Source organism: Mesorhizobium loti CJ3sym (genome assembly GCF_000472785.1).
Lineage (GTDB): Bacteria > Pseudomonadota > Alphaproteobacteria > Rhizobiales > Rhizobiaceae > Mesorhizobium > Mesorhizobium loti_E.
In genome coordinates this window covers 212,003-238,844 of record NZ_AXAL01000006.1, presented here as the reverse complement: position 1 = coordinate 238,844, position 26,842 = coordinate 212,003, and the positions used below count along the sequence as shown (strand labels likewise).

Below are 26,842 nucleotides of genomic sequence, written 5' to 3'. Positions count from 1 at the left end.
CAGTAGGGAATAGGCATAGGCGTTTGAGCGTCTGCCTACTGCCTACTGCCTACTGCCTACTGCCTACTGCCTACTGCCCTACTGCCCTACCGCCTGATCCCTCATTTTCGGGGTTACATCTCCCAAAACTCTTCCCTATAAGGCCCTCCTAGCCTGATACCAGAATCGCGAGCACAACCGGCCGGGTCTTCCCGTCCCGGTTTTTTGTGCAAGCCGACCGCCAAACGGAACTTCGCCATGCCAAGACGCACTGACATCAAGTCGATCCTGATCATCGGGGCCGGCCCCATCGTCATCGGCCAGGCCTGCGAGTTCGACTATTCCGGCACCCAGGCCTGCAAGGCGCTGAAGGAAGAAGGTTTCCGCGTCATCCTGGTCAATTCCAACCCGGCCACCATCATGACCGACCCGGAACTGGCCGACGCCACCTATATCGAGCCGATCACGCCCGAGGTCGTGGCCAAGATCATCGCCAAGGAGCGGCCCGACGCGCTGCTGCCGACCATGGGCGGCCAGACCGCGCTCAACACCGCACTGTCGCTGCGCCGCATGGGCGTGCTGGAACGCTACAATGTCGAGATGATCGGCGCCGATGCCACGGCCATCGACAAGGCCGAGGACCGCGCTTTGTTTCGCGAGGCGATGCACAAGATCGGCCTGGAAACGCCGAAGTCGATGCTGGCCAACGCCACCGACGTCAAGAACACCGACCGCAAGACGCATGAGGCCGAGCGCGCCGCCGTCAAGGCCGAGAAGCCGGCCGATCTCGACGCAGCACTCGACGCGCTGGAAACCCGCTGGAACCTCGGCGAAGGCGACCGCAAGCAGCGCTACATCAGCCATGGCATGGCGATCGCCGCCCAGGCGCTCGACCATGTCGGCCTGCCGGCCATCATCCGCCCCTCCTTCACCATGGGCGGCACCGGCGGCGGCATCGCCTATAACAGGGCCGAATTCTACGACATCGTCCAGTCCGGCCTCGACGCCTCGCCGACCACCGAAGTGCTGATCGAGGAAAGTGTGCTCGGCTGGAAGGAGTACGAGATGGAGGTCGTCCGCGACAAGGCGGACAATTGCATCATCGTCTGCTCGATCGAGAACATCGACCCAATGGGCGTCCACACCGGCGACTCCATCACCGTCGCCCCTGCCCTCACCCTCACTGACAAAGAATACCAGATGATGCGCAACGCCTCGCTCGCGGTGCTGCGCGAGATCGGCGTCGAGACCGGCGGCTCCAACGTGCAGTTCGCGGTCAACCCGGCCGACGGCCGCCTCGTTGTCATCGAGATGAACCCGCGTGTCTCGCGTTCCTCGGCGCTGGCTTCGAAGGCGACCGGCTTCCCGATCGCCAAGATCGCGGCCAAACTCGCCGTCGGTTACACGCTGGACGAGCTGGAGAACGACATCACCGGCGGCGCCACCCCTGCCTCATTCGAGCCGAGCATCGACTACGTCGTCACCAAGATCCCGCGCTTTGCCTTCGAGAAATTCCCCGGCGCCGAGCCGGTGCTGACCACCGCGATGAAGTCGGTCGGCGAAGTCATGGCCATCGGCCGCACCTTTCAGGAATCGCTGCAGAAGGCGCTGCGTGGCCTCGAAACCGGCCTCACCGGTCTGGATGAGATCGAAATCCCCGGCCTCGGCTATGGTGCAGCAACCGCCAACCATGCCGACGACCGCAACGCCATCCGCGCCGCACTGGGCACGCCGACGCCCGACCGGCTGCGCATGGTGGCGCAAGCAATCCGCATGGGCACCTCGCTGGAAGACGTGCATTCCATGTGCAAGATCGACCCGTGGTTCCTCGAACAGATCGCCGGCATCGTCGCCATGGAAGCCCGCATCCGCGAGCACGGCATTCCTGGCGATGCCGTCAATCTGCGCATGCTGAAGGCGATGGGTTTTTCGGATGCCCGCCTGGCGTCGCTGACCAAGACCGATGCCGAGGTGATTTCGAAAATCCGCGACAAGCTCGACGTTCATCCCGTCTACAAGCGCATCGACACTTGCGCCGCCGAATTCGCCTCGCCCACCGCCTACATGTATTCGACCTATGAAGTGCCCTTCGCCGGCGCGCTGGCCAACGAGGCACAGGTCTCGTCGCGCAAGAAGGTCGTCATCCTCGGCGGCGGCCCGAACCGCATCGGCCAGGGCATCGAGTTCGACTATTGCTGCTGCCATGCGGCCTTCGCGCTGCGCGACGCCGGCTATGAAGCGATCATGATCAACTGCAACCCGGAGACGGTGTCGACCGACTACGACACCTCGGACCGGCTCTATTTCGAGCCGCTGACGGCCGAAGACGTGCTGGAGATCCTGCGCGCCGAGCAGGCCTCGGGCGAACTGGTCGGCGTCATCGTCCAGTTCGGCGGCCAGACGCCGCTGAAGCTGGCGGATGCGCTGGAGAAGGCCGGCATCCCGATCCTCGGCACCTCGCCCGACATGATCGATCTGGCCGAAGACCGCGACCGCTTCCAGAAGCTGCTGCACAAGCTCGGTCTCAGCCAGCCGAAGAACGGCATCGCCTATTCGGTCGAGCAGGCCCGCCTCGTTGCCGGCGAGCTCGGCTTTCCCCTGGTCGTGCGCCCGTCCTATGTGCTGGGCGGCCGCGCCATGCAGATCATCCATGATGAGGGCATGCTGCAATCCTATCTGCTCGACACCGTGCCCGGCCTGGTGCCGGAGGACATCAAGCAGAAATACCCCAACGACAAGACCGGCCAGATTAACACGCTGCTGGGCAAGAACCCGCTTTTGTTCGACACCTATCTCTCGGGCGCCATCGAGGTCGATGTCGACTGCCTCTGCGACGGCAAGGCGACCTTCGTCTCCGGCATTCTCGAACACATCGAGGAAGCCGGCATCCATTCGGGCGACTCGGCCTGCTCGCTGCCTGTCCACTCGCTGCCTTCGGAGCTGGTCGACGAGCTGGAGCGCCAGACGGGAGCCCTTGCCCGCGCGCTCAATGTCGGCGGGCTGATGAACGTCCAATATGCGATCAAGGACGGCACGGTCTATGTGCTGGAGGTCAACCCGCGCGCATCGCGCACCGTGCCTTTCGTCGCCAAGACCATCGGGCGTCCCATCGCGAAGATTGCCGCCCGCATCATGGCCGGCGAGACGCTGGAAGACGCCTTCGCCCATTACGGCGCCATGCCCGACCCGAGAAATCCCGGCCACATCGCGGTCAAGGAAGCGGTCTTCCCCTTCGCCCGCTTCCCCGGCGTCGACATTCTGCTCGGACCGGAAATGCGCTCGACCGGCGAGGTCATGGGCCTCGACCGCGATTTTGCGCTGGCCTTCGCCAAGAGCCAGCTCGGCGCCGGCGTCGACCTGCCGCGCTCCGGTACGCTGTTCGTCTCGGTGCGCGACGAGGACAAGAAGGGCATCTTGCCGGCAGTCAAGCGCCTGGCCGGCCTCGGCTTCAAGGTGCTGGCCACATCAGGCACGCAACGCTTCCTCGCCGAAAACGGCGTCGACGCACAGAAGATCAACAAGGTGCTGGAAGGCCGCCCCCACATCGAAGACGCCATCCGCAACCGCCAGGTCCAGATCGTGTTCAACACCACGGACGGCCAGAAGGCAGTGTCGGACTCGAAGTCGCTGCGCAGGGCCACGCTGATGCAGAAGGTGCCGTATTACACCACGCTGTCGGGCGCTGCGGCTGTGGCCGAGGCGATTGCGGCGCTGAAGGCGGGGAGTCTGGAAGTCAGGCCGCTGCAGGAGTATTTTGCTTAAGGAAATTAGCTCTCTTCTCCCCGTTCAACGGGGAGAAGGTGCCGGCAGGCGGATGAGGGGCAGCTGTTACTTAGGCTCATTTTGAGCTGGAATTGGCAAGTCGCGTAAAAGTCTTAACACCTCATCGTAACGCGACCTTTGCAAAACCCTCATCCGCTCAATGAGTGAAGGAACTTGAGCCCCTCCCATACGATTTTGAACGAAACGGATTTGACTATCGGTCCTGCCGTAGACCAACTTGTGGGCGGCACCGACGACAGCAGCGTTTGTGGCGCTGACCAGCTTGTCCTCCCCAATACGCTTAATCTTTTCAACAAGAGCTCGGTCGTTGACCCCAACGAACAGTTTTCGCGGCCCAATTGGCACGATGACGTGTGACGCTGCACTCCCGAGTACGTTCGTATAGATTACCGGCCGATCCGAAGTCAGGAGCTCGTGGATAGCTCTATCCACTGTCAACACTGACCACTCCATCGCTGCCAATCCAGATATCAATCTTTCGTTCGACATCAAATTTTTTGCGTGCCCGATGGCACGAGGCGCAGCTTCCGCTAGGAATTCGGCAGTCATTTGCTCGAAAGTTCGAGCCTCATTTTCGGGTTTCAGTGCCTGAAAAATATTCTCAAAACCTGGGGCTATCGTCGAGGACAGCTCTGTAATGTTTTCCCGCAACATCCCAATGTCTGAGGGCATTCGCGACAAGAGCGTGGCAAGAAAACCCGACCAAGCGAGGCGTTGTGCAACCGAGAATTCTCCGCCCTCAAGCATGGTCTTAAGCGCATCAGCAGCCTTGCTATCGATTGGCGAGAGAAACTCGCGCTCCATCTCATGCGAGACTTCGTCGGGCAGACCTTGAATGGCGTAAAGCCTCGATATGTAACCCGTACCCTCGGGGTGAACTCGCTTGGGCTTCACCTGATTACCGAAAGGCTTACTGAATTCGATCAGCCGACCATCAGTCTGAGCCCAGCGTTTCAAGTAAAAGACCGGCAAGAAATGATGCTTAATCGGTGGATTTGTTTTCATTATGTTGACTCAAAGAAGACATAATTGAAATTATCACTATTAGTCACAAAAATTAACTAACTATTGCAAAATTGTAATCTTCTATAAATCCATAAGTTATCGGCTGCGAATTGGGAACCCAACTCTTTAAGAACGTTAACCCACAATCGTGATACGCCCTCGCGCAGCTAACACGTCTAATACATCTCGAATATCTGCGCTAAAAAACAAAGAAGTGACACAAGCAAGATTCCAGTTAAGCTCATACATTGACGCTGAGGGTCGCTCGCATGTCAACGATTCTGGTACGGCAGAAAATTGCTGAATTTCTTAAAAGCAGCGACCCCAGCGTGCTTTGTATCAGGGGCAATTGGGGGACTGGCAAGACCTATACATGGGACGACGAGCTAAAAAAAGCTGCAAAGCTCAAGGACGGCATCGCACTTGAGAAATATGCTTACGTGTCCCTATTCGGCCTCAACAGCATTGATGAAGTGCAGCGCCAGATTGCAACACAGACAATTAAGCGAGAGCGTATCGGCCAGCCGTTCGATTCCAGCAACCTCAGCGCTGCATTTGAAGACGGCCTAGCTCTGGCGAAGAAAGCAGCTGGCAAGTTCAGCGGCCTCTTCGGCGATGGCTACTATGCGGCGGGCGCAGCGCTGATGACGATGCTTATTCGCAATCGCCTCGTCTGCATAGACGACCTTGAACGGAAGGGAGAGCACCTGCGCAGCGGAGACATACTTGGCCTGATTTCGCAGCTTAAGGAGGAGCGCAAATGCAAGGTTGCTCTACTGTTGAACGACGAGCAGCTAGAAGATCGGCCCGAATTCGAGGGATTTCTTGAAAAAGTGGTCGACCTTAACTTGCGCTTTATTCCTTCTCCTACCGAAAGTGCATCTACCGCCCTCGACATCCTAGAGGGCAATCAAACCTTAAAGTATGACCTTCGTGAGCAAACCATTTTGCTCGAAATTGATAACATACGGGTGGTCCGAAAGATTCACGCCATCGTGAGCGACATCGCTCCAATGCTTAAGGATTATAAGCCAGGCGTATTGAAAGCTGTTACGAAATCTCTGGTTCTGTTTGGCTGGTGCTATTACCAGCCCGAAATGGCGCCGCCCATTAGTTTCGTGAAGGCGATTGGAGAATATTCCTTCGCGACCCAACCCCCGGACGAGGAAGTTGCCCGGCTGAGAGAGAAGTGGGAGCCGAGGCTGAGACAATATGGCTTTACCCAAACGGATGATTTCGACCTGACCCTCATCGATGGAATCATCAACGGTTACTTCGATCCGAAGGTGGTGGCTGTCTATGCCTCGGAACTCAACAAAATTGAGCAAGCAGCGGAGGCGAATGCCAAGCTGGAAACGGCATGGGGTTCATTTCGAAACTCCTTCGATGACAATGGAGAGGAATTGGTCGCCGACCTGATGGGGTGCTTTGAGGCTAACGCAAAGTTTTATTCGTTGGGGACAACGTCCCAACTCATCGACTTGTTTGGCCGGATTGGGCTGCAAGAGGAGGCGAGAAAGGTTTTCGATATCTATGAAAAGGCACACGATGGCGATGTCAGTGCGTTTGACGTTGAGCGTCTTTTCCGCTTTGGCATGGAACTGCCGGAGGACATCCTCGCAAAGGTGACGAAGGCTAGAAAGGGTGTAAAGCCCAACCTCTCCAATGATGCGCTTTTCTTAGGTTTGAAAGAGGCCGGATTCGGCTCAGACGTTGCAGCGCAATTGGCAAAATTGCCGGTCGACGAATATGTGCGAGTGCTTACGAGCCATCGCGGCGACGAACTCAGTCGGATACGTGAAGGTCTCACAGACTACCTGAATGTTTCAAATCCAACCAATATCGCTATTGAAATCATGAACAGGGCAGCCGACGCACTGAAGGTGATAGCGGAGCGAAGCCCGCTGGATAGCGCCAGAGCCCACACTTGGCAGCTCATTCAGTGGCAAAGAAGGATGGCGCGCCCTGAGGAAGATCTAGCGCCGCCCGTCGTTCCAGAGGAGATAGACGCACCCGATGAGGATGGGCCTGCCGGTAGTTAGCTTGAGCCTGCGGCGAGCCGCGTTTGTTGGTGATTACGGCAAGCATTTTCCTGAGAAAACGGGAGGAGACTCAAGCCACAGCCACACACTCAATCTCGATATCAAACTCCATCGGCCAGGACGCCACCGGCACAAAACTCCGCGCCGGCGGGTTCACCGAAAAATACCTCGCATAGACCCGGTTGATGGCGGCGTAGAAGCCGGAATTGACGGCGTAGATGCGCACCATCACCACGTTTTCCAGCGAGGTGCCAGCCGCTTCCAGGCAATGTTTCAGCGCCTTCAGCGACGCCTCGGTCTGCGTTTCGATGTCGCCGCGCACCATCTCGCCGGTCACCATGTCCACCGGCGGCGTCGCCGAGATGAACACGAAGCCGTTGGCCCTCACCGCCGTCGAACAGGGCAGTCCGAGTGCGCGCACCTTGGCCGACATGACGGGTACTTCGATGACTTCTTTTTTCATGGTGGTGCTCCCTTGGTTTGGCAGAGTCAGCGCCAGGCCCCCTCACCCAGCCTCCGCTTCGCTCGGCTGACCTCTCCCCGAGGGGAGAGGAGATTACGAGCGCCAGCGCTTCCCTCTTCTCCCCTCGGGGAGAAGGTGGCCGCGAAGCGGTCGGATGAGGGGGCCTTGGCGCCAACCTGTAATTGCCGGGAGCTTATCCCGACGCTGGCGAAACGCCAGCGCTGAACCATAGTCCAGCCCTCACCCCTGCCCCGGATACGGCACTCCGTCCTTGTGCAAAAACCGACCATCCGAACTCGGGCTCATCATGTCGATGTCGGAGCAGGTGATGACATCGTCCGGATTGCGCGAGCCGACTTCCAGGTAGAGTGCCGTAACCGTCGAGCGGTTGATCATGTGATGACCATTGCCGCTGTTCTTGGCGAAGGCAGCACTATCGCCCGCCTTGAGCAGCGTCTCGCCGCCATCCTCGACCAGCGTCAGTTCGCCTTCCAGCACATAGACGAGCTCGTCCTCATGGCTGTGCCAGTGGCGCTGGCTGGACCAGCCGCCGGGCGGCAGCGTCATCAGGTTGACGCCGAAATCGGTGAGACCGCCGGCATCGCCGAGGCGCCGGCGCGTGCGGGGGGCGCAAGGAGAGTCGAAAGGCTCGGGGTAGCCGGAGCCTTTGCGGATGGGGACGGCGGCAAGGTCGATCTTGGGCATGGGTGCTCCCGTGGATTGATGATGGCAATGTATACGGCCACCATGAAAGTCGGCGCTGCCCCTCATCTGCCTGCCGGCATCTTCTCCCCGTAAACGGGGCGAAGGGGCTGTCGCAACGCCTCATCCCTTCTGCAACGGGGCAAATCTGGCGGAACGGCGACGCAGGCTTCTTTCTCCCCGTTTACGGGGAGAAATGCCCGGCAGGGCAATGAGGGGCAGCGCAAACATCAATGTATGGCACCAGAGCAGCCGCCTGCATTTCCCTAATGCACCGCCGCCACATCCTTCACATGCATCTCATGCATCTTCAGCATATCCAGCGTTTTCTTGGCGAACTCCTTCAGCGCCGGGTCGTCGCCGGACTGGGCGTAGGTGGAAAACATCGCCACCGCCTGCTTGTGCGCCTGCGTCTGCAAGGTGATGTATTTGGCCTGGAAGGCATCGCCGTCTAGCGCCTTGAGCTGGTCGAGCATCTCCTGGTCGTTGGGCAGCAACGGCGGGCCTTCAGACGTCACCGATGCCGTGGTCTGGCTCTTCTCCAGTGCGGCCTTGAAGTCCTGGCCGGCCTTGGTGTGATCCTTGACCATCAGCTCGGCGAAGTCCTTCACATCGGCCGCGACGCCCTTCTTCAAGGCCAGCTTGCTGCTGTCGATCTCGAAGCGGTTGGCGCTGACCAGCGTTTTGGTGAAGGTGTCGGTGTCGACCTTGTTCTCCGACACCGGCGGCACGCCGGTGGCTGGAGCGGACTGCTGGGCAAAGGCGCAATGTGCGCCGGCCATTAGGGCCAGCAGGGCGATGGCAAGATGCGATCTCATGATACTCTCCGTGACGGTGTCCTCGAAGGTCCAACGCGGCAGAGGCGGTGAGGTTGCCCAGCGCACCGCCCTCAATGACAGCACCCCGCCCCATACTGCAGTTGCTCGCGCCAGTCCGGCCTTCCCTGCGGCGTAAAATCCATCAGGTTCCACAAGATCTCGCAAGTACCGATGGCGCGCGGGTCCTGGCCGGGGTCTGTCGGCGCGAAGCCGAGTTCGGACGACCAGAAATGCCGGATGCCATCAGCATCGCGGTGAAACACCGACAGCAGCGGAAGCTGTGCCCCATCCGCATCCTCGGCATTGTAGTCGCGCTTGAAGCTGTTGTTGGCCGACGACACCAGTCGCATGTGGCGCCAGCCACGGTCGCGGCCGAGCGTGGTGAGGTTTTCCAACGCGGTCTTGGCCACGACAGCGAAGTTGAAGCCGGCGGCTTCGAGATGTCCGATCGTGCCATCGAACTGGTCGAGCAGCGCCGTGCAGGACGGGCATGGCTGGTCCGGCCGGGCAAGCTTGGCCGTGCCGCCGCTCGCCGCCACATCACGCGTTTCCCCGGGGTGGCGCGGAAACATCATCTGGTAGAGGATGAGCGTATCCTTGCCGGGAGCGAACAGCTCCGACAGCCTTGTCTTCGCCGGCTTGCCATCGGCATCCAGCGCATCGAAGACATAATCCTGGCGGATCAGCCCGCCCGGCGGCAGCGCGCGGCGCGCCTCGGCCACGGCTTCCATGGCGCGGCGCAGGTCGATTTCCTTCTTCAACAGCTTTTCGCGCGCTGTGCGATATCTGGCGGATTCGTTGGGAAAGGTGATCATGATCGGCTCCCTCTGGTCATCGCGCCGGTGTCCCGGAGCGGTTGCTCTACGACCCAAGGACGTTTCGCCGCGACCGGTTCCGACACTCTTGCGTACCGCGCGCAGCAATTGCTCCAGGTGGAACGTGTGCCGCTTTCCAGCATTGTCACCGCGGGCTAAGCCAGCGAGCCATGGGGGACAAAATGCACGAAGACGAGATCGACCTGCGCTGCCCGCAAGTGGTAGCCGACAATGCCGCCAGGGGCCTGCGGCTGCGCAGAGAGTTCGGCCGTGGCGGCACCGAGATCGGCGTCGCCCGCGCCACGGAGCTGAAGAACCGCGAGAAGCTCGCACCGTCCACCATCCGTCGCATGGTCAGCTACTTCGCCCGCCACGAGGTCGACAAGCGCGGCAAGAATTACGGCAATGAGGCAAATCCCTCGGCCAGCCATATCGCCTGGCTGCTGTGGGGCGGCGACGAGGGCCGCGCCTGGGCGCTGGAGCTCAAAAAGAAGATCGGCAATGCGCCGGATATCTGAGCCCCTATCTCAACCAGCCCAGTCCACCTCGAACATGCCGAGCCGGTCGTAGAGCCGCACAGCAGCGGCACTCTCCAGCGTGTTGGTCTTGAGGTCGACATGGGTGGCACCCCGGTCGCGGAAGGTGGCGAAGGCGTGCCACATCAGCGCCTCGCCGATGCCCTTGCCGCGCGCCTCGGGATGAACGGCGAGGTCTTTGACGAAGGCGCTCGTCCAGCACAGTGCCGCCGCCGCCAGCCGGCCCTTGGCGTCGATGACGAGGAAACACAGCGCCGGGTCGAATTCGGGATCGTCCGATATACGCGGCCACCACTCGTCGAACGGGCCATCAGTACCATCGTCGAACACGTCGCCTAGCAACGCATGCAGGGGCAGCGCGTCACCGGGCTCGAGCGAGCGCATGACGAAGCCTTCCGGCCAGTGCGGTGCAACGAGTGTCTCGTCGAGGATCTTGCGCAGCCGGATGTCGTTCAGGGCCGGCGGGCGCGGTTCGGGCATCGCCTCAGGCGTCGGGCTGCAGGCGGTGCCGCTTGCGGTCGACACCGAGGCCGGTCGCCTCGAGCAAGCCCTTGCGCTTGGCGTCGAAATAATAGCCGGTCTGGTAGAGCCAGTCGGCCTTCTTGGCGTTGCCGTCTGCCACCAGCCAAGCGCCACGCAGATATTTGACCGCGTATTTCAGATTGGTCTCGGCATCGAACAGGCCCTTGGGCGGCCCGTCATAGCCCATGCCGCGCGCTGTCGCGTGCTTGATCTGCATCAGGCCCCAATGGCCGTTGTTGTAGGCCTTGGGATTGAAAGTGCTTTCGCGGTTGACGACATGGCGCACCAGATCGACCGGCACCTGGTAGAGGGCCGCGTATTTGACGATCAACCGGTCAACGTCGCCACGCACGCCCACATGGCCTTGTTCCGCTTCCGCCGGGGCGACCGGACCAACCGGCGCGGACGGAAACTGCACGAGTGCTGCCGGATTCTGCGGCATGACATAGGCCACCTGCTGCACGCCGGGCAGTTTCTGGCCACTTCTGGCAACAGCCGGCATCACGATACCGGCGGTCGTAAAGGTCTCGGCTGCTGCGACAGGCTTGCCGGCGCGCGCCGGCGCGGGCGCCTGCCAGGCATTGGCGGCCATCACAGCGGGCACGGCCGGTGCGGCAGGCGTCGAGCCGGCAAAGGCGGCGGTTGCGGCTGCCGGCTGGGCGGCCGCGTCAAGCGGCGCGGCGGTCGGGCCAGGCGTCAATTCAGCGGTCTGGACGGGGGCGATGCCCGAGGATTGCGGCAGCACCGAAACCGTCTCCGGCAACGGAATGGTGAAGCCGGCATCGCTGCCCGCCGCGGTCGCGGTCGCGGTTTCGGTCAGCGAAGGCGCTGCCTTCATCTGCGAGGTCGAGGTGCAGCCGCTGATGCCGGCCGCCGCCATGATCAGGCCGATCGCGATAAGGGTATGTTTTGCTGGCAATCCGCGCACGGGTCCGGTTCGTCGGGTGTTAATAAATCCCTTACACCAGCGATTCAGGGCGGGCAATCGGGGCCATCAGGTGGTTTTCGGGTGGCGGGACTCGGGCCGAACTGCCATATTGTTCTCCATATGTACCAGCGCAAATGCCGGTTTTCGCCACTTTGCGGGAAGGAACGCATGATGGAAACGACAGCTTCGATCACAGCCAGCCACGCAGTGTTAGAAACAGTGATCGGCTTCATGGGCATTGCCTGGAGTGAAAAGGGCCTGATCCGGCTCTGCCTGCCCGAAAGCAGCCGCGAGACGGTGGAACGCCGGCTGATGCGCCACGCCGGCGTTTCGGCCTCGACCATCCAGCCGCAATGGGTGGTCGAACTCATCGCCTCGATCCAGGCCTATGCCTCAGGCGAGGACGTCGATTTCACCAGTGTGCCGGTCGATCTCGACGGCATCGACGATTTCCGCCTCGCCATCTACGACGCGGCGCGAAAGCTTGGCTACGGCGAAACCACCACCTATGGCGAACTGGCCAAGCGCGCCGGCCAGCCCGGCCTGCCGCGCGAGACCGGTGCTGCCCTTGGCGCCAATCCGGTGCCACTGGTCATCCCGTGCCACCGCATCATGGCTGCCGGCGGCAAGATCGGCGGCTTTTCGGCACCCGGCGGCTCCGTCACCAAGGAAAAGATGCTGGCCATGGAAGGCGTGCGCGTCGGCCCACCGCCGCCGGCGCAGGTTTCCTTCGGGTTCTGAAACGCCGACGCCGACGCTGCCCTTCCGCCTCGGTCGATTCGACGTCTGGGGAAAGAACGGCCGCAAGATTACGGCCGTTCTCCTTGGAGGCTGCGGATCAAGTCGAGGTTCGTCGCTAGGTCAGTCCCACTTCATCTCGCCCTTTGCGACCTTGGATCCGATGTCGAGGGCGACACCCATGCCAAGGCCGGGGAAACGCGCTTCCATGGCGGTTTTCAGCGCCGCGCTGTCGGCTGCCTTGTTCAGCTCTTCTTCGAAGGCGAGGAGATAGGTTTTGGTGAATTCCACGGCTGAAGGACCGGTCTCGGCATCGGGCGTCATATGGCCAGGCACCACGACGGCCGGGTGGCGGGCGGCAACCGCATCCAGCGTCTTGACCCAGGCGGCACGGCTTTCCTTGGTCTGGGTGTCGGCGGTCCAGACATGAACGCCCGCGAAGATCATCACACCGCCGAACACGGCATTGAGCGACGGCACGAACAGATACCGGCGGTTGGCGAGTCCCTCTTCCGCATTGACGATCTCGATCGTCTCGCCGTCAATCGTGAGCGTTTGATCGTCGAACGCCTCGGGCAAGACGATATCGGTCAGCGCCCGAGGGCCATTTTCCTTCAATTGCGGACCCCACACCGCAAGCTTCTTCTCCACGCTGTCCTTGATGGCTGCCAACGTGGCTGAAGCGGCGATCACCCTCGCCTGCGGGAAGGCTTCCCGCACAGGCTTCAAGCTGAAGTAGTAATCGGGATCGGACTGGCTGACATAGATGGTGGTCAGCTTCTTGCCGGTCGCCTTGATGGCCTCGGCGAGCGCCTTGCCGTCCGGATAGGTGAAACCGCCGTCGATCAACAGGGCTTCGCTTGGCCCCGACAGCAGCACCGGCGCGCGGAAAAAGCCATTCGGACCCGCGGGGAAGTGTTTCCAGTCAAGCTTGCTGCCGGCGGCCTGGCCGCGCCCGGCGGAAGCGAAGACGGCGGCTGCGCCAACGGCCAATGAGGTCTTGATGATCTGTCTTCTCGTGAACATGGAACAGCTCCTCGAATGAAAGGGATCGGTCGCGCTGGCAATCCGCGGGTCTGCCGCCGATTGAGAGAACGGTGAGGAAAGTAGCTCCGTCGGATTAATTGATAAACTGCGTGCAATAATACAGACTGTATGCCATAGGCCTACAATCAACCGAAGGCGTCCCGTGGAACCAATCAACCTCAACCGCCTCGCCTATTTTGCTACCGTCATCGACGCAGGCTCGTTTACCCGGGCAGCCGAGCGACTTGGCATCACGAAAGCCGTCGTCAGCCAGCAGGTCGCCCGCCTTGAAGCCGAGCTGCAAACCACGCTGCTCGTGCGCACGACGCGGAGGCTCGAGCCGACCGAAGCAGGCCGTCTTTTGCATGCACGTTGCGTTCTGATCCTGCGGGACGTTGAAGAGGCGGTCGCCGAGGTTGGCGAGGGCAACACCGAAGTGGCCGGCGTGCTGCGCGTTTCTGCGTCCAATGACTATGGCGCTATCGTGCTGGCCCCGATCGCCGCCCGCTTTCGGCAGAGATTTCCGGCCTGCGGCGTCGAACTGTTCATTTCCGATGCAATCATTGATTTGATCGGCAACAAGATAGACCTGTCCATCCGGGTCGGCTGGCTGGAAGACTCAAGCCAGCAGGCGCGACGCATCGGCACCTTCCGGCAAATCCTGGTAGCATCGCGGGATTTCGCCGCCGGGGTTAAGGCAGATGAACCGGAAGACCTTTCTTCCTTGCCGCTTGTTGCCAATTCCGTCCTTCGCAAGCCGTTCACCTGGAGCTTCAGCCGAGGCGATTTCGAGCGGCGCACCATCACCATGCGCGAGACGTTCTCCATCAACTCGACCCCGGCCGTCCTTGAAGCGACGCTCGCTGGCGGCGGACTGGCGGTTCTGCCGGACTATCTGGTCGCCGACTATCTGTCGCAGGGCCGTCTCGTTCATATGCTCCCCGGCTGGGCGCTGCCCTCCGGCGGCATTCACGTGGTCTACCCGCCCGCGCGCTTTCGCCCGCAGAAGGTGACGCGGTTCGTGTCCATGCTCATGGAACAGATTCGCGACTGAATGCACATGCCGCCGAGAGGCGCGGTTGTTCGGTTAGGCGGTCGGCTTCCGGTGCGGTCGATGTCTGGCCTAGTGGTGGTGGAAGAACCGCCGATGAAAATGCTCGTTGTCGGGCCGCTTGCAGTTATAGACCGGGCACGACTTGGTGTCGGCGCTCGGCACATAGGCGCGCGTCCTCACCTCGCCCATGGTGCAGAATTGCTGGCTCTGCACATAGCGGTCGTAGAGCGGCAGCCCCGGCACGCGCGTCGACTGGTAGCGCAGGATCACCGCGCCTTGGCGCGCGATCGTCGACTGCACCTTGCCGCAGCTCATATGCGTGGGGTCATAGCGCGAGATCGCCTGCGCCTCGGCGGCCACCAGCGTAAGACAGGCAGCAAGCACAATGGTTTTCATGGATCCCTCCCTGCGGATCGCTGCGCTTGGCCTGCGATCCTGATGCCACGCTTTTACCAGATTGGGGCAATCATTGGGCAACCCTTTGATCACAGCCCTTTCACACAGTCTTGTTTTTTGTGCGAAAGCAGCCTATATCAGCCCCATTGATATTTCGGCCGATCGATCCGGGCCTCGCGATAATCGCGTTTGCTGACGTCTATCTCCAAAATCTCGATGCACACCGGCTGGACCTCGGTCCGGTCAATCTAAAGCAAATGTGAAGGACTATCTAAAATGGCAACTGGAACGGTCAAGTGGTTCAACGCCACCAAGGGCTTCGGCTTCATCCAGCCTGACGCGGGCGGCGCGGACGTTTTCGTCCACATCTCCGCTGTCGAGCGTGCTGGACTGTCGACCCTGGTCGAAGGCCAGAAGATCAACTTCGAGATCGAGCAGGACCGCCGCACTGGCAAGTCGTCCGCTGGATCTCTGAGCAAGGCAGCCTGATTTTGCGATAGCGCGTGCCGGACGAGAGTTCGGGGCGCGCGGCAAGTCACGGATGTACTGACAGTCGCGCGAGAAGCGTGCTGGAGCGGAATGACCCGACAAGCTGGATCAGCAGATAGCTGCCAGCCCGGACCGGACGCTCCCGATCAGGCTACCAAGCATGGGAAGGCGGGATTTATCCCGCCTTTTTGTTGTCTGGACCACAGCGTCCTTCTCCCCGTCACTATACGGGGAGAAGTGCCCGGCAGGGCGATGAGGGGCAGCACCAACGTTTCGGAATTGCCCCTTTTTGAACTTACCCAGAAAGGTCGCCGCCGCCCCTCATCTGGCTGCCGCCATCTTCTCCCCGTAGAACGGGGAGAAGGACGCTGCGGCACCGCTTTCGCCAACGACCGGCGCCGCCTACCCCACCCACCCGATCGGCACATGCCCAGGATCCGCCTCGACACGGCCAAGCCAGTCCATGACCGCCGAATAGGCGTCGAGCTGGAAGCCGCCCTGTTCCGCCGTATGCGTGTAGGCATAGAGCGCGATGTCGGCGACGCTGAGGGTGCTTCCGGCGAAGAAAGCGTTGGTCTCCAGATATCTGTTCATCACGCCGAGCGCCTTGTTGCCGCGCTCCAGCGTCACCGCCAGCCGCTCGGGCGTGGCATCCCCGGCACGTTCGGGAAAGGTCAGCAGCGCCTTGCGCACGGCGATATAGGGCTCGTGGCTGTACTGCTCGAAGAACAACCATTGATAGGCAAGCCCGCGCTCATACCTGTCCGCCGGCAGGAAGCGCGTGCCTTCGGCGAGATAGAGCAGGATGGCGTTGGATTCCGCCAGAAGCCGGCCGTCGTCGAGTTCGAGCAGCGGCACCATGGCGTTGGGGTTCTTGGCGACGAAATCGGCTTTTCGCGTGTCGCCTGTATGCGAGCTCACCTCGATCGCGGTGAAGGCGAGGCCCAGCTTGGCCATCAACAGGCGCGGCTTGTAGCAATTGCCGCTGTCGATCATGCTGTAAAGTATCATGGACGGTCCTCACTTGGAGACGCGATTATCGCCGCGGCAGTAGCTTCATCCAATGATTTCTTTTGGCGAGTGACGATCAGCAACGCTGATGATTGGCTAAACCGGCGGCGACGCGTCCTTCTCCCCGTCACTATAAGGGGAGAAGGACGCTGTCATCGCGGATTTCGCCAACTATCCGAACAGCGGCACGACCTTGTTATCCCTGCCCAGCAGCGCATCGATGGCGAGCGGCTCTTCGCCGAAGATGGTACCGGCCAGCGCCGGCCGGCCCAGAAGAAAGCCCTGCAGCAGGTCGACGCCGCCTTCCAGCGCGACGCGCAGATGGACGGGCTGCTCGATGCCTTCGACCAGCACCTTGGCGCCCCGGTCATGCAGGCTCGACACCAGCGGGCGGAAGAACCGCTCGGCGGCGGCGTGGCGGCAGAATTCCGCGAACCAGCCGCCGTCAATCTTCACGATATCGGGCTGGAGCAGGCTGACCCGCTCCTCGGTTGAGTGGCCGGTGCCGAAATCGTCGATGGCGATGCGGATGCCGTCGCGCCGCATTTCGCGCACCAGCCGCGCGAGAAGCGCCTCATCAGCCGCCTGTTCGGTGATTTCGCAGACCAGCATGCGCGGAGCCAGCCCGAACTCGCCCAGATGCCGGCTCATCAGCCGGATCTCGGCCAGCGCCCGCCCGGGATGGTCGTTGATCATCGGATTGTAGTTGAAGAACAGATCGAGCCCGTCGACGCCGATGTTGTGGAAATTCCGGAGATGCAGCACCCGGCACATCGTCTCGACAAACAGCCGGTCCGACGCGGCGATGCTTTCGAAAAACATCTTCGGCGATCCTGCCCGGCCGGCACGGTGCGGCTCGATCAGGCCCTCGACCGCCACGGCCTGCAAAGTCCGGCCATGCGGGGCGAAGATCGGCTGGTAGGCGCTGCGCAGGCGGAAGTCGCCAACGATACCATATTCGATGCCGATCTCGTCGGCGAAGATCGCATCGCTGGCATTGCGCCGCCGTTCCAACCTCATGGCGCGACCCGGCGCCCGAAGGCTTTTGCCGGCCGCGCCGCATGCGGTGCGACCGGGGGCGTCGGTGCGGCAGTGGCGGGAACGGCTTGCGGCGTGGTCTTGCCGAAGACGCGAAAACTGGTCGGAGCCAGCTCCGGCCGCGCCAGCACGAAGCCCTGGACCATCGAAGCGCCGGACTTTTCGGCGAGCTCCAACTGCCACCCTTCCTCGATGCCCTCGAACACCGTGCGGATGCCCTGTTCCTCGAAGTTTTTCACCATGGTAGTCAACAGAGCGAAGCCGGCACCGGACTCCATCAGCTGGTTGATCCAGAAAGCGTCGAACTTGACGATGTCGGGCTTCAGCTCCTTGATACGGTGGATGTCGGAATCGTCAGCGCCATAGTCGTCGACGGCGATGCGAAAGCCGTTGCCCCTAAGGGCTGCAACGAAGTTGTGCAGGGTTTCCTGCGATGCCGACCTCTGCTCGGTCACCTCGCACACCACGCGGCCCGGATCGATGCCGGCCTCGTGCAGCACCAGCCGCATTTCGCGCAAGGCATTGTCGGCGACCGACCGCTCGGTAAACACCGACGGGTCGAAATTGACGAAGATCGACGCCTCCTGCGGCAGGCAGGCGCCGGCATTCAAGAGATGCAATGTCCTGGTCAGCGCCTCGACATGCAAGCGGTCGGCGGCCGGACAGGTCGAGAAGAAGGCCATTGGCGATTGCGGTTCGCCGTTGCGGAACGGCCGGATCAGCCCTTCGAAGGCGGCAACCGACAGCTTGCCCTCCTTGAAGGCGAAGATCGGCTGGAAGGCGCTTTGCAGCGTGTAGATGCCCCAGACACCGGACGAGGTGCCGTCATCATGACGGATGATATGGGCAAGCCCAATGCTGCGCGACACGGTTCCTCGCTCCGCGAACTGGCGGAATGGATGGCGATCCTGCCATGCAAGCCTCTACCGCCCGTTAATGAATTTAGTGTTGCCGATCACGCCGCATTGACCGCGCCGTCCCGCCTGGCCCAGCCGAGAAGGCTTGCACTGGCGGGAATCATGCGACATGAGAAGCGCCGCGGCCGCTCCTGGCCGCGCCGATTTTCTCAAGGAGAGATATAAGGTCATGGCCTTCCTTGCCGACACCCTTTCCCGCGTAAAGCCTTCCGCCACCATCGCCGTGACGCAGAAAGCCCGCGAGCTGAAAAATGCCGGCCGTGACATTATCGGGCTGGGCGCCGGCGAGCCGGATTTCGACACGCCCGACAACATCAAGAATGCGGCGATCGAGGCGATCCGCCGTGGCGAGACCAAATATCCGCCGGTTTCGGGCATCGTGCCGCTGCGCGAGGCGATCGCGAAAAAGTTCAAGCGCGAGAACAATCTCGACTACAGACCCGAGCAGACCATTGTCGGCACCGGCGGCAAGCAGATCCTGTTCAACGCCTTCATGGCGACGCTGAACCCAGGCGACGAGGTCATTATCCCCCGCCCCTACTGGGTCAGCTATCCCGAGATGGTGGCGATCTGCGGCGGCACGTCGGTGTTTGCCGACACCTCGATCGACAATGGCTTCAAGCTGACCCCAGCCGTGCTGGAAAAGGCGATAACGCCGAAGACCAAATGGCTCTTGATGAACTCGCCGTCCAACCCGTCGGGCGCCGCCTACACGGAGGCCGAACTGCGCGCGCTGGCCGATGTGCTGTTGAAGCATCCGCATGTCTGGACGCTGACCGACGACATGTATGAGCACCTGACCTATGGCGATTTCGTCTTCAAGACCCTCGCCGAGGTCGAGCCGAAGCTCTACGAGCGCACGCTGACCATGAACGGCGTCTCGAAAGCCTATGCCATGACCGGCTGGCGCATCGGCTATGCCGCCGGTCCCGTCCAGCTGATCAAGGCAATGGACATGATCCAGGGCCAGCAGACCTCGGGCGCCTGCACCATCGCGCAATGGGCCTCGGTCGAGGCGCTGAACGGCCCGCAGGACTTCATCGCCAAGAACAAGGCGATCTTCCAGGGACGGCGCGATCTCGTCGTCTCGATGCTCAACCAGGCGCGCGGCATCACATGCCCTTCGCCGGAAGGCGCCTTCTACGTCTATCCGTCCTGCGCGCAGCTTATCGGCAAGAAGACCAAGGCCGGCAAGGTGATCGACACCGACGAGGCCTTCTGCTCCGAATTGCTCGAGTCCGAAGGCGTCGCGGTGGTGTTCGGCTCGGCCTTCGGCCTCGGCCCCAATTTCCGCATCTCCTACGCGACCTCGGATGCGCTGCTGGAGGAAGCCTGCACACGCATCCAGCGTTTTACCGCGTCGCTGACCTGATCGGGTAAACGCTCAAACAGAAAAACCCGGCTTCGCTGCCGGGTTTTTTGTTGTCAGAAACGTCACGCCTGCTGCTTCGCCTCCCTGGCCGAGCGCGCCTCGGCGGGCGCCAGGACAGCGATCAACAGGGCGGCGGTGAGGAACGCGCCGATCGCAGCCGTCACCATCGCCGCGTGGAGACCCCCGGCATAGGCCGCTGCGAACAGCTGATGCACGCCGCTCTCGCCAATCGCCGCGTCGGTCGCGAAATCATGCCGAGAGATGGCGGCGCGGGCCACTCGCTCGGCATTGGCGACACCGGCATCACTGAGATATCTGGTCAAAAGGTTCGTCGCCCGCATGCTCATCAAGGCGCCGAGCAGCGCAATGCCGATGGCAAGGCCGCTCTGGCGGGTGGCATTGATGACCGCCGACACCATGCCCGAGCGCTCACGCGGCGCATAGGACATGGCGGCGGCACTTCCGGTCGGGATCGCCAGCGAGTTACCGAGGCCGCCAATCGCAAACAGGGCGCACAGCACCCAATAGGGCGTCGACGGTCCGGCCCAGCACATGCCGAGCAACGAGAGGCCGATCAGGACATAGCCCGCTGTCATCAGGGCGGAATGTCCGTAGCGGGCGCTCAGCCTGCCGACAAAAGGCGAGACCACCATCTGGACGATGAAGGCCGGTGCCATGCGCAGACCGGTCTGAGTCGGCGACCAGCCCTGCACCTGCTGCAGGAACATCGAGAAGAAGAAGACGCTGGTGTAGGAGGTGAAGCCGAGCGCGAACGAGGCGACGTTGGCGACGGCAAAGCGCACGTCGGCAAACAGGCCGAGCGGCAGCATGGGCCGTGGCGTGCGCGCCTCGAAACCAAGGAAAACCGCAAGGCCAACCACACCGGCGACAATGGCTGTGACCGTCCTCGGATCGCTCCAGCCGGTCTCGCCGGCCGAGATCAGGCCGAAGGTCAGCGCGCCGAGCCACAGGATCGAGAGTGCCAGGCCGACAAGGTCGAGATGGGCATGGTCGGGATGCGCCGTCTCCTCGATTGAAACGGCACCCAGCGCGATGGTGAAAAGGCCGAGCGGCAGATTGATCAGGAAGATGCTCTGCCAGCCGACCGTCTGCACCAGTACGCCGCCCAGCACCGGTCCGACGAGGAGCGAAATGGCGGCGAACGAGGCCCAGCCGCCAATGACGCCGGCCCGCTCGCGCGGATCCGGGAAGGCCTGCGTCAGGATCGACAGCGCGCCCGGAATGAGCAGCGAGCCGGCAATGCCTTGCACCACGCGGCCGGCCAGCAGCGCCGGCAAATTGGGCGCGATGGCGCAGATCAACGAGCCTGCCACGAAGATGCCGACGCCAGCCAGCCACGAGCGCTTGCGGCCATAGCGGTCGCCGATCAGGCCCGACGACAGCATGAAGGCCGACAGGCACAGCGTGTAGGAATCGACCACCCATTGCAGGCCGCCGAAATCGGTGTGCAACGCCTGCTGGATGGTCGGCAGCGCGACATTGACGATGCTGACGTCGAGCAGAGCGACGAAGGAGCCGAGATAGACGGCGGCGACGAGCGGCAGGCGGTTCTTCGACATGGCACATCCAAACATCAGTTTTCGCAGCCATTTACGCCACTGACCGACGGTCAGTCAATACAAGTAAGCCACTTTGGAACCATTGTAAAATGGCTTGTCTCGACTGCTAGAAGCAGGATAATGGAAATTCATAAGCCAGCGTTGCGGAAAGAACCGGATGGTGAGCGGAACCCTATGCCTGTCGTCGCCAAAAAGGCACTGAAACCACGCACCAAGCCGCCGGAAGTGCGCCGCGACGATATCCTGCGTGCCGCCACGTCGCTGTTCATTGCCAAGGGCGTCGGCACCGCGACGATCGACGAGATCGCCAGCCGGGCCGAAGTCGCCAAGGGCACCTTCTATCTCTATTTCACCTCCAAGGAGGATGTGGTCGCGACGCTGCGCGAGCGCTTCGTCAGGGGATTTCGCGCCCGCATCCATGGCGCCATCGAGGCCTGCCCGCCCGATGATTGGCCAAGGCGCCTGAAGAGCTTCGTCAGCACCGGCATCGAGGCCTATCTCGACGACTATCAATTGCATGACGTCGTCTTCCACGACCACCGGCCCGACCAGCGGCAGTTGAAGAGCGACAATCCGCTGCTCGGCGATCTCTCCGCCTTGCTGGCCGCCGGCACACAGGCCGGCGCATGGTCGGTCGACCATCCCGACCTCGCCGCGATCGTGCTGTTCAACGGGCTGCATGGCATTGTCGATCATGCGATCGAGCACGGTGTGCGCGACGGAAGCGAACTTGCCGAAAACCTGTCGGCGCTCTTTCTCAGAATGTTGCGGCCCGAATAGGCCTGCCGTCTGCAGGCGGTCAGGGTTCAGCTGCCATACTGCTCGCCGGAAACCGCTTCCAGCCAGTCGGCATGAACGCCGTCGAGCGCTTCTTGCATGGCGATATGCGTCATGGCGGTTTTCCATCCGGCGCCATGCCAGTGCTTTTCGCCTGGAGCGAAGGAAATGACGTCCCCCGCCCTGATCATTCGCATCGACTCGCCCCAAGTTTGTGCAAGACCGGCGCCCGAAGTGACATAGAGCGTCTGGCCGAACGGATGCGTGTGCCAATGGGTGCGCGCGCCGGGCTCGAAGCTGACCAGTGTCGCTCTCAGCCGCGCCGGCGCCTCGCTCTCGATGATCGACGTCTGCAGCACCCGGCCGGTGAAGTATTTCTCCGGCGCTATGATGGTCGGCACGCTGCCGCAAGCAATGATCTTCATCGTTTGATCCCAGGACTGGTGGTGAAGCGACTGGCGGCAAACGCCACTCAACGCATTCTCGGCCGATATCGATTCAGGTGCAACCGGCCCCTTCGCACGATGGTGCGAGACACGGGATTTTCTCCTTAACCATGAACGGTCCACGGATCGCATCGGGAACGAAAAGACGGTGAATTCAATGTCTTCTTAACGGCTGGCCTCTAGCCCTGTGCCTGCATTGCAGGGGGCGATGAGATGAGCATACTGGCGACGATCAAGGACCATAGCGGCCGTATCTACCGCGGCATCCAGGTCCTGCTTCTGCTCAGCATCGCCACTGCGGCACTCGGCGCCCTGGACATCTCGCGAAACCTGCCCCCGGGCGGCGCCTTCACCATCTCGATCCTGGCCACCGGCCTCGCCTTGCTGGCGCTGATGTATATGCGCAGCAGCGTCGTCCATCGCTTGCGCTCGGCGGCCGCCGCCGAGGCGGAAAAACATCACTTCCTGACCAGGGACGTCATGACCGGGGCGATGACGAGGCGCTATTTCCTCGAAGCGCTGCGCGACAGCCTGGGCACCATGCGCGAGCGGCGCGAGGCGACCTTGCTGTTGATCGATGTCGATCATTTCAAGCAGCTCAACGACACGTTCGGTCATCAATTCGGCGACCTTGCTCTGGTGCACCTGGTCAAGAGTTCAGAACGCATCTTCGCCGATGGCATGGTCGGGCGGCTAGGCGGCGACGAATTCGGCGTCATCATTCCCCATAGCGACCTCGCCACCATCAACAAGAAGGTCCGGCAATTGCTCGACACCATGCGGGCCGGCAAATCGTATGAAGGCAAGACCATTCCGCTCTCCATCTCGGTCGGCGTGGCGCTTGCGCCGGCTCATGCCTCGAACACGACGGAACTGATGCTGGTTGCCGATCTGGCGCTGTATGAAAGCAAGGCGGCGGGCCGTGGCCGCGTCACTGTGTTCGATGAGGAGATGCTGTCCGACAAGCGCTACCGGCGCCTGGTCGAGCGGGAATTGCGCGCGGCGGTGTATCTGGGCGAGCTCGAGCTGCACTACCAGCCGATCGTCAACCCGGACGGGTCGACTTATGCCTTCGAAGGCCTGATCCGCTGGCGCCATCCGGTTCGCGGGCTGATCTCGCCAACCGAGTTCATTCCGATCGCCGAACGCTCGACGCTGATCGACATGTTGGGTGAATGGGTGTTCAAGCGGGCTTGCGCCGACATCGGCCATTTCCCCGGACGCCGCATCTCCATCAACGTCTCCGGCGAGCAGCTCAAGCGCGACGAGATCGTCACCATGTGCGACCGCGTGCTGAAGGAGACCGGCCGTTCGGCGGCGCAATTCATCATCGAGATCACCGAGACGGTGGCAACCGCCGCCACGCCCGAAATCCTGCGCCGCCTCGAAGCGTTGCGCGGTCTCGGCTTCCACATCGCGCTCGACGATTTCGGCACCGGCCATTGCGGCTTCAACTATCTGAAAACCTTGCCTATCGACAGCATCAAGATCGATCGCTCCTACATAAGCAGCCTTGCCCACGACCAGGTGGCGCAGATCTTCGTTTCGGCACTCGCGCAGATCGCGCGCATCCAGGACGTCACCATCGTGGCGGAGGGCGTGGAGACGCAGGAAGAGTTCGCTCTGGCCAAGGCAGCCGGCTGCAACCGTTTCCAGGGCTATTTCTTCGGCAGGCCGGCGCCGCGTGAAAAGGTTGGCCCCTTGCGGGCCGTCAACACCGAACCACTGGCGCTCAGCGCCTGAAACAGCGCAGCACCGGATTTCTATTTTCCTTGCCCTGCCGGCAAACAAGTGGGACGATGGTTTCGGGCAGGTGGCTAAAGAACCCCGCCCGCGACGGTCGAACAGGCCGGCCGCCGCTCAGGACCGATTGACCACGCCTGAACCATGCATGCCAGTCGGTCCCTAGGGAAACGCCTGAGTGGAGGTCAGTCATGGGTACTCGCGCCGGAGGACGACGCACGGGACCGAAATGCATTGCCATAGTCGGTCCCTTTGCAAGCGGTAAGACGACACTTCTCGAAGCCATATTGGCCCGTACGGGCGCCATCCCCCGACAAAATCCCGTTTCATCGGGCAGCACTGTCTCAGACCATTCGCCGGAGGCGCGCGCCCACGCCATGAGCGTCGAAGCGACGATCGCCACCACCGAATTCATGGGCGAGCAGATCACCTTCGTCGATTGTCCCGGCTCGATCGAATTCTCCTTCGAGGCCGAACCGGTGCTGGCCGCCTGCGATCTCGCGGTGGTCGTGGCCGAGGCCGACGAAAAGAAGATCCCTGCCCTGCAGCTCATCATGCGCAAGCTCGACGATCTCGGCGTGCCGCGCATCCTGTTTCTCAACAAGGTCGACAAGGCAATCGCAGGCGTGCGCGACACGCTGAAGATGCTGCAGCCGGCAAGCTCGGTGCCGTTGCTGTTGCGCCAGATTCCGCTGCGCAAGGACGGCATCGTCATCGGCTCGATCGACCTGGCGCTGGAGCGCGCCTACATCTACCGCGAATATGCCGAAAGCGAGGTGGCCCAGATACCAGGCGACGACAAGGCGCGTGAATTGGAAGCCCGCTTCTCCATGCTGGAGACGCTCGCCGATCATGACGATCATCTGATGGAACAACTGCTCGAGGAGGTCGAGCCGCCGAAGGACGCGATCTTCGACGACCTCGCCGCCGATCTGCGCGATGGCGCGGTGACGCCGGTGCTGATCGGCACCGCGGAGAAAGGCAATGGCGTGCTGCGCCTCTTGAAAGCGATCCGCCACGACGCGCCCGACATCGAGGCGACCCGCAAGCGGCTTGGCTTGGCCGATGGCACTGCCACCGTGGTCCAGGTGATGAAGACCATCCACACGCCGCATGGCGGCAAGCTGTCGGTGTCGCGCATCCTGTCCGGCCAGGTCGCCGATGGCGGGGAACTCTGGCTGCCCGGCGGCGACACCGCCAAGGTTTCCGGCATCTACAAGATGCTCGGCAAGGACCAGTTCAAGCTCACCGCCGCCAAGGCCGGTGACACCGTGGCGCTGGGCAAGCTCGACGACATCAAGACCGGCCAGACGCTGACCTCGGCCAAGGGCGGCGCCAAACAGCTGTTCCAATTCGAGCCGCCGCAGCCGGTTTTCGCCTTCGCCCTGCGGCCCAAGGAGCGCAAGGACGAGGTCAAGATGTCGGCCGCCATCCAGCGGCTGGCCGAGGAAGACCCTTCGCTCAGCCTGCGCCACAATCAGGACTCGGCCGAGACGGTGCTGTCTGGCCATGGCGAGATGCATCTGCGCGTCGTGCGCGAGCGGCTGGAGGGCAAGAACCAGATCCCGGTCGAAGGCCATGCCCCGGCAGTGCCCTATCGCGAGACGATCCGCAAACCGGCGCAGCAGCGCGGCCGCCACAAGAAACAGTCGGGCGGCCATGGCCAGTTCGGCGATGTGGTGATCGAGATCAAACCGCTGCCGCGCGGCTCCGGCTTCCAGTTCACCGACACCATCACCGGCGGCGTCGTGCCGAAGACTTACATCCAGTCGGTCGAAACGGGCGTACGCGATTACCTGAAGACCGGCCCACTCGGCTTCCCCGTCGTCGACGTCGCCGTCAACCTGTCGGACGGCTCCTACCATGCGGTCGATTCCTCCGACATGGCCTTCCAGATGGCGGCGAAGCTGGCGATGAAGGAAGGCATGGCCGCCTGCTCCCCGGTGCTGTTGGAGCCGGTCATGAAGGTCGAGATCGTCACGCCATCGGAAGCGACCTCGAAGATCATCGCGCTCATCCCGCAGCGGCGCGGCCAGATCCTTGGCTATGACGCACGCGCCGACTGGCCGGGATGGGATGTCGTCGAGGCGACCATGCCGCAAGCCGAGATCGGCGACCTGATCATCGAGCTGCGCTCGGCAACAGCGGGCGTCGCCAGCTATCGCGCTGCCTTCGATCACATGGCCGAACTCACCGGCCGTCTCGCCGACGACGCGATGAACGCCAACGGCAAGGCCGCCTGATTCCGTCTAGATTAGCCTCTCTCTCCCCGCTCTACGGGGAGAGATGTCCGGCAGGACAGTGAGGGGCAGCGTCAACGTTGAGAGCTGTCAAAGTTTGTGATGCGGCAGGACCAACGCGTGTCGCCTCAAAAGTGAGACGCGGCTTGGGAAACAACATGCCCAAAACCAAAAACGACGCCCGGGGGGCCGGACGTCGTTTTGTTTGCGGACCGTTTTCTTGGGAGGAGAAACGGCAGGTCCGCCGCATATGCAGTCGCCGCGTTGTGGCGGAAAAGGTTCGGACGCGGTAGCCGCCTGAGCCCGGGTCGTCCGAGTGATGCCCCCATCTCCCGGCCGAACCACACCGCGTCCTATGATCTGCTTAGCAGGTGGACGGCGCCCTTGTCATGTTACCAGAGGTTACATGACACTGTTACGCG

General features: G+C 62.0%; 24 protein-coding genes. 10 read left to right on the top strand and 14 right to left on the bottom strand.

Annotated features, from left to right (window positions below):
* Positions 1 to 237 precede the first annotated feature (237 nt).
* On the top strand, positions 238 to 3,741 hold the full coding sequence (gene carB, locus A3A9_RS0109875) for a carbamoyl-phosphate synthase large subunit (protein ID WP_027058637.1): 3,504 nt from the start codon (positions 238 to 240) through the stop codon (positions 3,739 to 3,741).
* Between the two features lie 66 nt (positions 3,742 to 3,807).
* Here carB and A3A9_RS0109870 read toward each other — a convergent pair whose 3' ends face one another.
* Entirely contained in the window at positions 3,808 to 4,767 is a 960-nt protein-coding gene (locus tag A3A9_RS0109870) for a DUF4238 domain-containing protein (protein ID WP_027058636.1), read from the bottom strand.
* Positions 4,768 to 5,036: 269 nt separating this feature from the next.
* On the opposite strand from A3A9_RS0109870, the gene A3A9_RS38550 reads away from it, so the two are divergent.
* Entirely contained in the window at positions 5,037 to 6,809 is a 1,773-nt protein-coding gene (locus A3A9_RS38550; RefSeq protein ID WP_051370840.1) for a hypothetical protein, read from the top strand.
* Between the two features lie 70 nt (positions 6,810 to 6,879).
* Here the strand turns inward: A3A9_RS38550 and A3A9_RS0109860 are convergent, their stop codons facing one another.
* The 4 genes from A3A9_RS0109860 to A3A9_RS0109845 all read right to left on the bottom strand — a co-directional run bounded on the left by A3A9_RS0109860 (position 6,880) and on the right by A3A9_RS0109845 (position 9,607).
* On the bottom strand, positions 6,880 to 7,272 hold the full coding sequence (locus A3A9_RS0109860; protein WP_027058635.1) for a Rid family hydrolase: 393 nt from the start codon (positions 7,270 to 7,272) through the stop codon (positions 6,880 to 6,882).
* A gap of 240 nt (positions 7,273 to 7,512) precedes the next feature.
* Positions 7,513 to 7,977: a cupin domain-containing protein gene (locus A3A9_RS0109855; protein WP_027058634.1), complete on the bottom strand. Its 465-nt coding sequence runs from the start codon at positions 7,975 to 7,977 to the stop codon at positions 7,513 to 7,515.
* A gap of 263 nt (positions 7,978 to 8,240) precedes the next feature.
* Positions 8,241 to 8,792 carry a DUF4142 domain-containing protein gene (locus A3A9_RS0109850; protein WP_027058633.1) on the bottom strand — a complete coding sequence of 184 codons (552 nt, stop codon included), beginning with the start codon at positions 8,790 to 8,792 and terminating at the stop codon, positions 8,241 to 8,243.
* A gap of 71 nt (positions 8,793 to 8,863) precedes the next feature.
* Positions 8,864 to 9,607 carry a DUF899 family protein gene (locus tag A3A9_RS0109845; protein WP_027058632.1) on the bottom strand — a complete coding sequence of 248 codons (744 nt, stop codon included), beginning with the start codon at positions 9,605 to 9,607 and terminating at the stop codon, positions 8,864 to 8,866.
* Positions 9,608 to 9,789: 182 nt separating this feature from the next.
* On the opposite strand from A3A9_RS0109845, the gene A3A9_RS0109840 reads away from it, so the two are divergent.
* Positions 9,790 to 10,125, top strand: coding sequence for a hypothetical protein (locus A3A9_RS0109840; RefSeq protein WP_027058631.1), 336 nt, complete (start codon positions 9,790 to 9,792; stop codon positions 10,123 to 10,125).
* Positions 10,126 to 10,134: 9 nt separating this feature from the next.
* On the opposite strand, the gene A3A9_RS0109835 is transcribed toward A3A9_RS0109840, so the two are convergent.
* Positions 10,135 to 10,623, bottom strand: coding sequence for a GNAT family N-acetyltransferase (locus A3A9_RS0109835; protein ID WP_027058630.1), 489 nt, complete (start codon positions 10,621 to 10,623; stop codon positions 10,135 to 10,137).
* A gap of 4 nt (positions 10,624 to 10,627) precedes the next feature.
* On the bottom strand, positions 10,628 to 11,593 hold the full coding sequence (locus A3A9_RS0109830) for a lytic transglycosylase domain-containing protein (protein WP_245279005.1): 966 nt from the start codon (positions 11,591 to 11,593) through the stop codon (positions 10,628 to 10,630).
* A gap of 171 nt (positions 11,594 to 11,764) precedes the next feature.
* Between A3A9_RS0109830 and A3A9_RS0109825 the strand changes: the two genes are divergently transcribed.
* Positions 11,765 to 12,334: a methylated-DNA--[protein]-cysteine S-methyltransferase gene (locus A3A9_RS0109825; RefSeq protein ID WP_027058628.1), complete on the top strand. Its 570-nt coding sequence runs from the start codon at positions 11,765 to 11,767 to the stop codon at positions 12,332 to 12,334.
* A gap of 120 nt (positions 12,335 to 12,454) precedes the next feature.
* Here A3A9_RS0109825 and A3A9_RS0109820 read toward each other — a convergent pair whose 3' ends face one another.
* Positions 12,455 to 13,357 (bottom strand): MBL fold metallo-hydrolase, encoded by a 903-nt coding sequence (locus A3A9_RS0109820; protein ID WP_027058627.1) that lies wholly within the window; start codon positions 13,355 to 13,357, stop codon positions 12,455 to 12,457.
* A 163-nt stretch (positions 13,358 to 13,520) separates the two neighbouring features.
* On the opposite strand from A3A9_RS0109820, the gene A3A9_RS0109815 reads away from it, so the two are divergent.
* Positions 13,521 to 14,411, top strand: coding sequence for a LysR family transcriptional regulator (locus A3A9_RS0109815; protein ID WP_027058626.1), 891 nt, complete (start codon positions 13,521 to 13,523; stop codon positions 14,409 to 14,411).
* A 69-nt stretch (positions 14,412 to 14,480) separates the two neighbouring features.
* On the opposite strand, the gene A3A9_RS0109810 is transcribed toward A3A9_RS0109815, so the two are convergent.
* Positions 14,481 to 14,807 (bottom strand): hypothetical protein, encoded by a 327-nt coding sequence (locus A3A9_RS0109810; RefSeq protein ID WP_027030538.1) that lies wholly within the window; start codon positions 14,805 to 14,807, stop codon positions 14,481 to 14,483.
* 276 nt (positions 14,808 to 15,083) lie between these two features.
* Here A3A9_RS0109810 and A3A9_RS0109800 point away from each other — a divergent pair, with 276 nt between their 5' ends.
* A complete protein-coding gene (locus A3A9_RS0109800) occupies positions 15,084 to 15,296 on the top strand; it encodes a cold-shock protein (RefSeq protein WP_010910991.1) in 213 nt (70 codons plus the stop codon).
* Positions 15,297 to 15,698: 402 nt separating this feature from the next.
* On the opposite strand, the gene A3A9_RS0109795 is transcribed toward A3A9_RS0109800, so the two are convergent.
* The 3 genes from A3A9_RS0109795 to A3A9_RS0109785 all read right to left on the bottom strand — a co-directional run bounded on the left by A3A9_RS0109795 (position 15,699) and on the right by A3A9_RS0109785 (position 18,214).
* On the bottom strand, positions 15,699 to 16,307 hold the full coding sequence (locus A3A9_RS0109795; protein WP_027058625.1) for a glutathione S-transferase family protein: 609 nt from the start codon (positions 16,305 to 16,307) through the stop codon (positions 15,699 to 15,701).
* Between the two features lie 171 nt (positions 16,308 to 16,478).
* Complete coding sequence (locus A3A9_RS0109790) at positions 16,479 to 17,327, bottom strand: EAL domain-containing protein (protein WP_027058624.1); 849 nt, start codon at positions 17,325 to 17,327, stop codon at positions 16,479 to 16,481.
* Positions 17,324 to 18,214 carry an EAL domain-containing protein gene (locus tag A3A9_RS0109785; RefSeq protein WP_027058623.1) on the bottom strand — a complete coding sequence of 297 codons (891 nt, stop codon included), beginning with the start codon at positions 18,212 to 18,214 and terminating at the stop codon, positions 17,324 to 17,326. The genes A3A9_RS0109790 and A3A9_RS0109785 overlap by 4 nt, the downstream gene beginning before the upstream one ends.
* Before the next feature lie 217 nt (positions 18,215 to 18,431).
* Here A3A9_RS0109785 and A3A9_RS0109780 point away from each other — a divergent pair, with 217 nt between their 5' ends.
* A complete protein-coding gene (locus A3A9_RS0109780; RefSeq protein WP_027058622.1) occupies positions 18,432 to 19,634 on the top strand; it encodes a pyridoxal phosphate-dependent aminotransferase in 1,203 nt (400 codons plus the stop codon).
* A 62-nt stretch (positions 19,635 to 19,696) separates the two neighbouring features.
* Here the strand turns inward: A3A9_RS0109780 and A3A9_RS0109775 are convergent, their stop codons facing one another.
* A complete protein-coding gene (locus A3A9_RS0109775; protein WP_027058621.1) occupies positions 19,697 to 21,214 on the bottom strand; it encodes an MFS transporter in 1,518 nt (505 codons plus the stop codon).
* 174 nt (positions 21,215 to 21,388) lie between these two features.
* Here A3A9_RS0109775 and A3A9_RS0109770 point away from each other — a divergent pair, with 174 nt between their 5' ends.
* Complete coding sequence (locus tag A3A9_RS0109770; protein WP_027058620.1) at positions 21,389 to 21,994, top strand: TetR/AcrR family transcriptional regulator; 606 nt, start codon at positions 21,389 to 21,391, stop codon at positions 21,992 to 21,994.
* Positions 21,995 to 22,020: 26 nt separating this feature from the next.
* On the opposite strand, the gene A3A9_RS0109765 is transcribed toward A3A9_RS0109770, so the two are convergent.
* A complete protein-coding gene (locus tag A3A9_RS0109765) occupies positions 22,021 to 22,416 on the bottom strand; it encodes a (R)-mandelonitrile lyase (protein ID WP_027058619.1) in 396 nt (131 codons plus the stop codon).
* Between the two features lie 234 nt (positions 22,417 to 22,650).
* Between A3A9_RS0109765 and A3A9_RS0109760 the strand changes: the two genes are divergently transcribed.
* Positions 22,651 to 24,180 (top strand): putative bifunctional diguanylate cyclase/phosphodiesterase, encoded by a 1,530-nt coding sequence (locus A3A9_RS0109760; RefSeq protein ID WP_027058618.1) that lies wholly within the window; start codon positions 22,651 to 22,653, stop codon positions 24,178 to 24,180.
* 191 nt (positions 24,181 to 24,371) lie between these two features.
* Positions 24,372 to 26,423, top strand: a complete 2,052-nt coding sequence (locus A3A9_RS0109755) for an elongation factor G (protein WP_027058617.1) — start codon at positions 24,372 to 24,374, stop codon at positions 26,421 to 26,423.
* Positions 26,424 to 26,842: the final 419 nt, after the last annotated feature.

What these genes read in the sequence shown, in the direction of transcription:
- carB (WP_027058637.1), top strand. Translation starts at nt 238, where the DNA reads ATGCCAAGACGCACTGACATCAAGTCGATCCTGATCATCGGGGCCGGC.
- A3A9_RS0109870 (WP_027058636.1), bottom strand. Translation starts at nt 4,767, where the DNA reads ATGAAAACAAATCCACCGATTAAGCATCATTTCTTGCCGGTCTTTTAC.
- A3A9_RS38550 (WP_051370840.1), top strand. Translation starts at nt 5,037, where the DNA reads ATGTCAACGATTCTGGTACGGCAGAAAATTGCTGAATTTCTTAAAAGC.
- A3A9_RS0109860 (WP_027058635.1), bottom strand. Translation starts at nt 7,272, where the DNA reads ATGAAAAAAGAAGTCATCGAAGTACCCGTCATGTCGGCCAAGGTGCGC.
- A3A9_RS0109855 (WP_027058634.1), bottom strand. Translation starts at nt 7,977, where the DNA reads ATGCCCAAGATCGACCTTGCCGCCGTCCCCATCCGCAAAGGCTCCGGC.
- A3A9_RS0109850 (WP_027058633.1), bottom strand. Translation starts at nt 8,792, where the DNA reads ATGAGATCGCATCTTGCCATCGCCCTGCTGGCCCTAATGGCCGGCGCA.
- A3A9_RS0109845 (WP_027058632.1), bottom strand. Translation starts at nt 9,607, where the DNA reads ATGATCACCTTTCCCAACGAATCCGCCAGATATCGCACAGCGCGCGAA.
- A3A9_RS0109840 (WP_027058631.1), top strand. Translation starts at nt 9,790, where the DNA reads ATGCACGAAGACGAGATCGACCTGCGCTGCCCGCAAGTGGTAGCCGAC.
- A3A9_RS0109835 (WP_027058630.1), bottom strand. Translation starts at nt 10,623, where the DNA reads ATGCCCGAACCGCGCCCGCCGGCCCTGAACGACATCCGGCTGCGCAAG.
- A3A9_RS0109825 (WP_027058628.1), top strand. Translation starts at nt 11,765, where the DNA reads ATGGAAACGACAGCTTCGATCACAGCCAGCCACGCAGTGTTAGAAACA.
- A3A9_RS0109820 (WP_027058627.1), bottom strand. Translation starts at nt 13,357, where the DNA reads ATGTTCACGAGAAGACAGATCATCAAGACCTCATTGGCCGTTGGCGCA.
- A3A9_RS0109810 (WP_027030538.1), bottom strand. Translation starts at nt 14,807, where the DNA reads ATGAAAACCATTGTGCTTGCTGCCTGTCTTACGCTGGTGGCCGCCGAG.
- A3A9_RS0109800 (WP_010910991.1), top strand. Translation starts at nt 15,084, where the DNA reads ATGGCAACTGGAACGGTCAAGTGGTTCAACGCCACCAAGGGCTTCGGC.
- A3A9_RS0109795 (WP_027058625.1), bottom strand. Translation starts at nt 16,307, where the DNA reads ATGATACTTTACAGCATGATCGACAGCGGCAATTGCTACAAGCCGCGC.
- A3A9_RS0109790 (WP_027058624.1), bottom strand. Translation starts at nt 17,327, where the DNA reads ATGAGGTTGGAACGGCGGCGCAATGCCAGCGATGCGATCTTCGCCGAC.
- A3A9_RS0109780 (WP_027058622.1), top strand. Translation starts at nt 18,432, where the DNA reads ATGGCCTTCCTTGCCGACACCCTTTCCCGCGTAAAGCCTTCCGCCACC.
- A3A9_RS0109775 (WP_027058621.1), bottom strand. Translation starts at nt 21,214, where the DNA reads ATGTCGAAGAACCGCCTGCCGCTCGTCGCCGCCGTCTATCTCGGCTCC.
- A3A9_RS0109770 (WP_027058620.1), top strand. Translation starts at nt 21,389, where the DNA reads ATGCCTGTCGTCGCCAAAAAGGCACTGAAACCACGCACCAAGCCGCCG.
- A3A9_RS0109765 (WP_027058619.1), bottom strand. Translation starts at nt 22,416, where the DNA reads ATGAAGATCATTGCTTGCGGCAGCGTGCCGACCATCATAGCGCCGGAG.
- A3A9_RS0109760 (WP_027058618.1), top strand. Translation starts at nt 22,651, where the DNA reads ATGAGCATACTGGCGACGATCAAGGACCATAGCGGCCGTATCTACCGC.
- A3A9_RS0109755 (WP_027058617.1), top strand. Translation starts at nt 24,372, where the DNA reads ATGGGTACTCGCGCCGGAGGACGACGCACGGGACCGAAATGCATTGCC.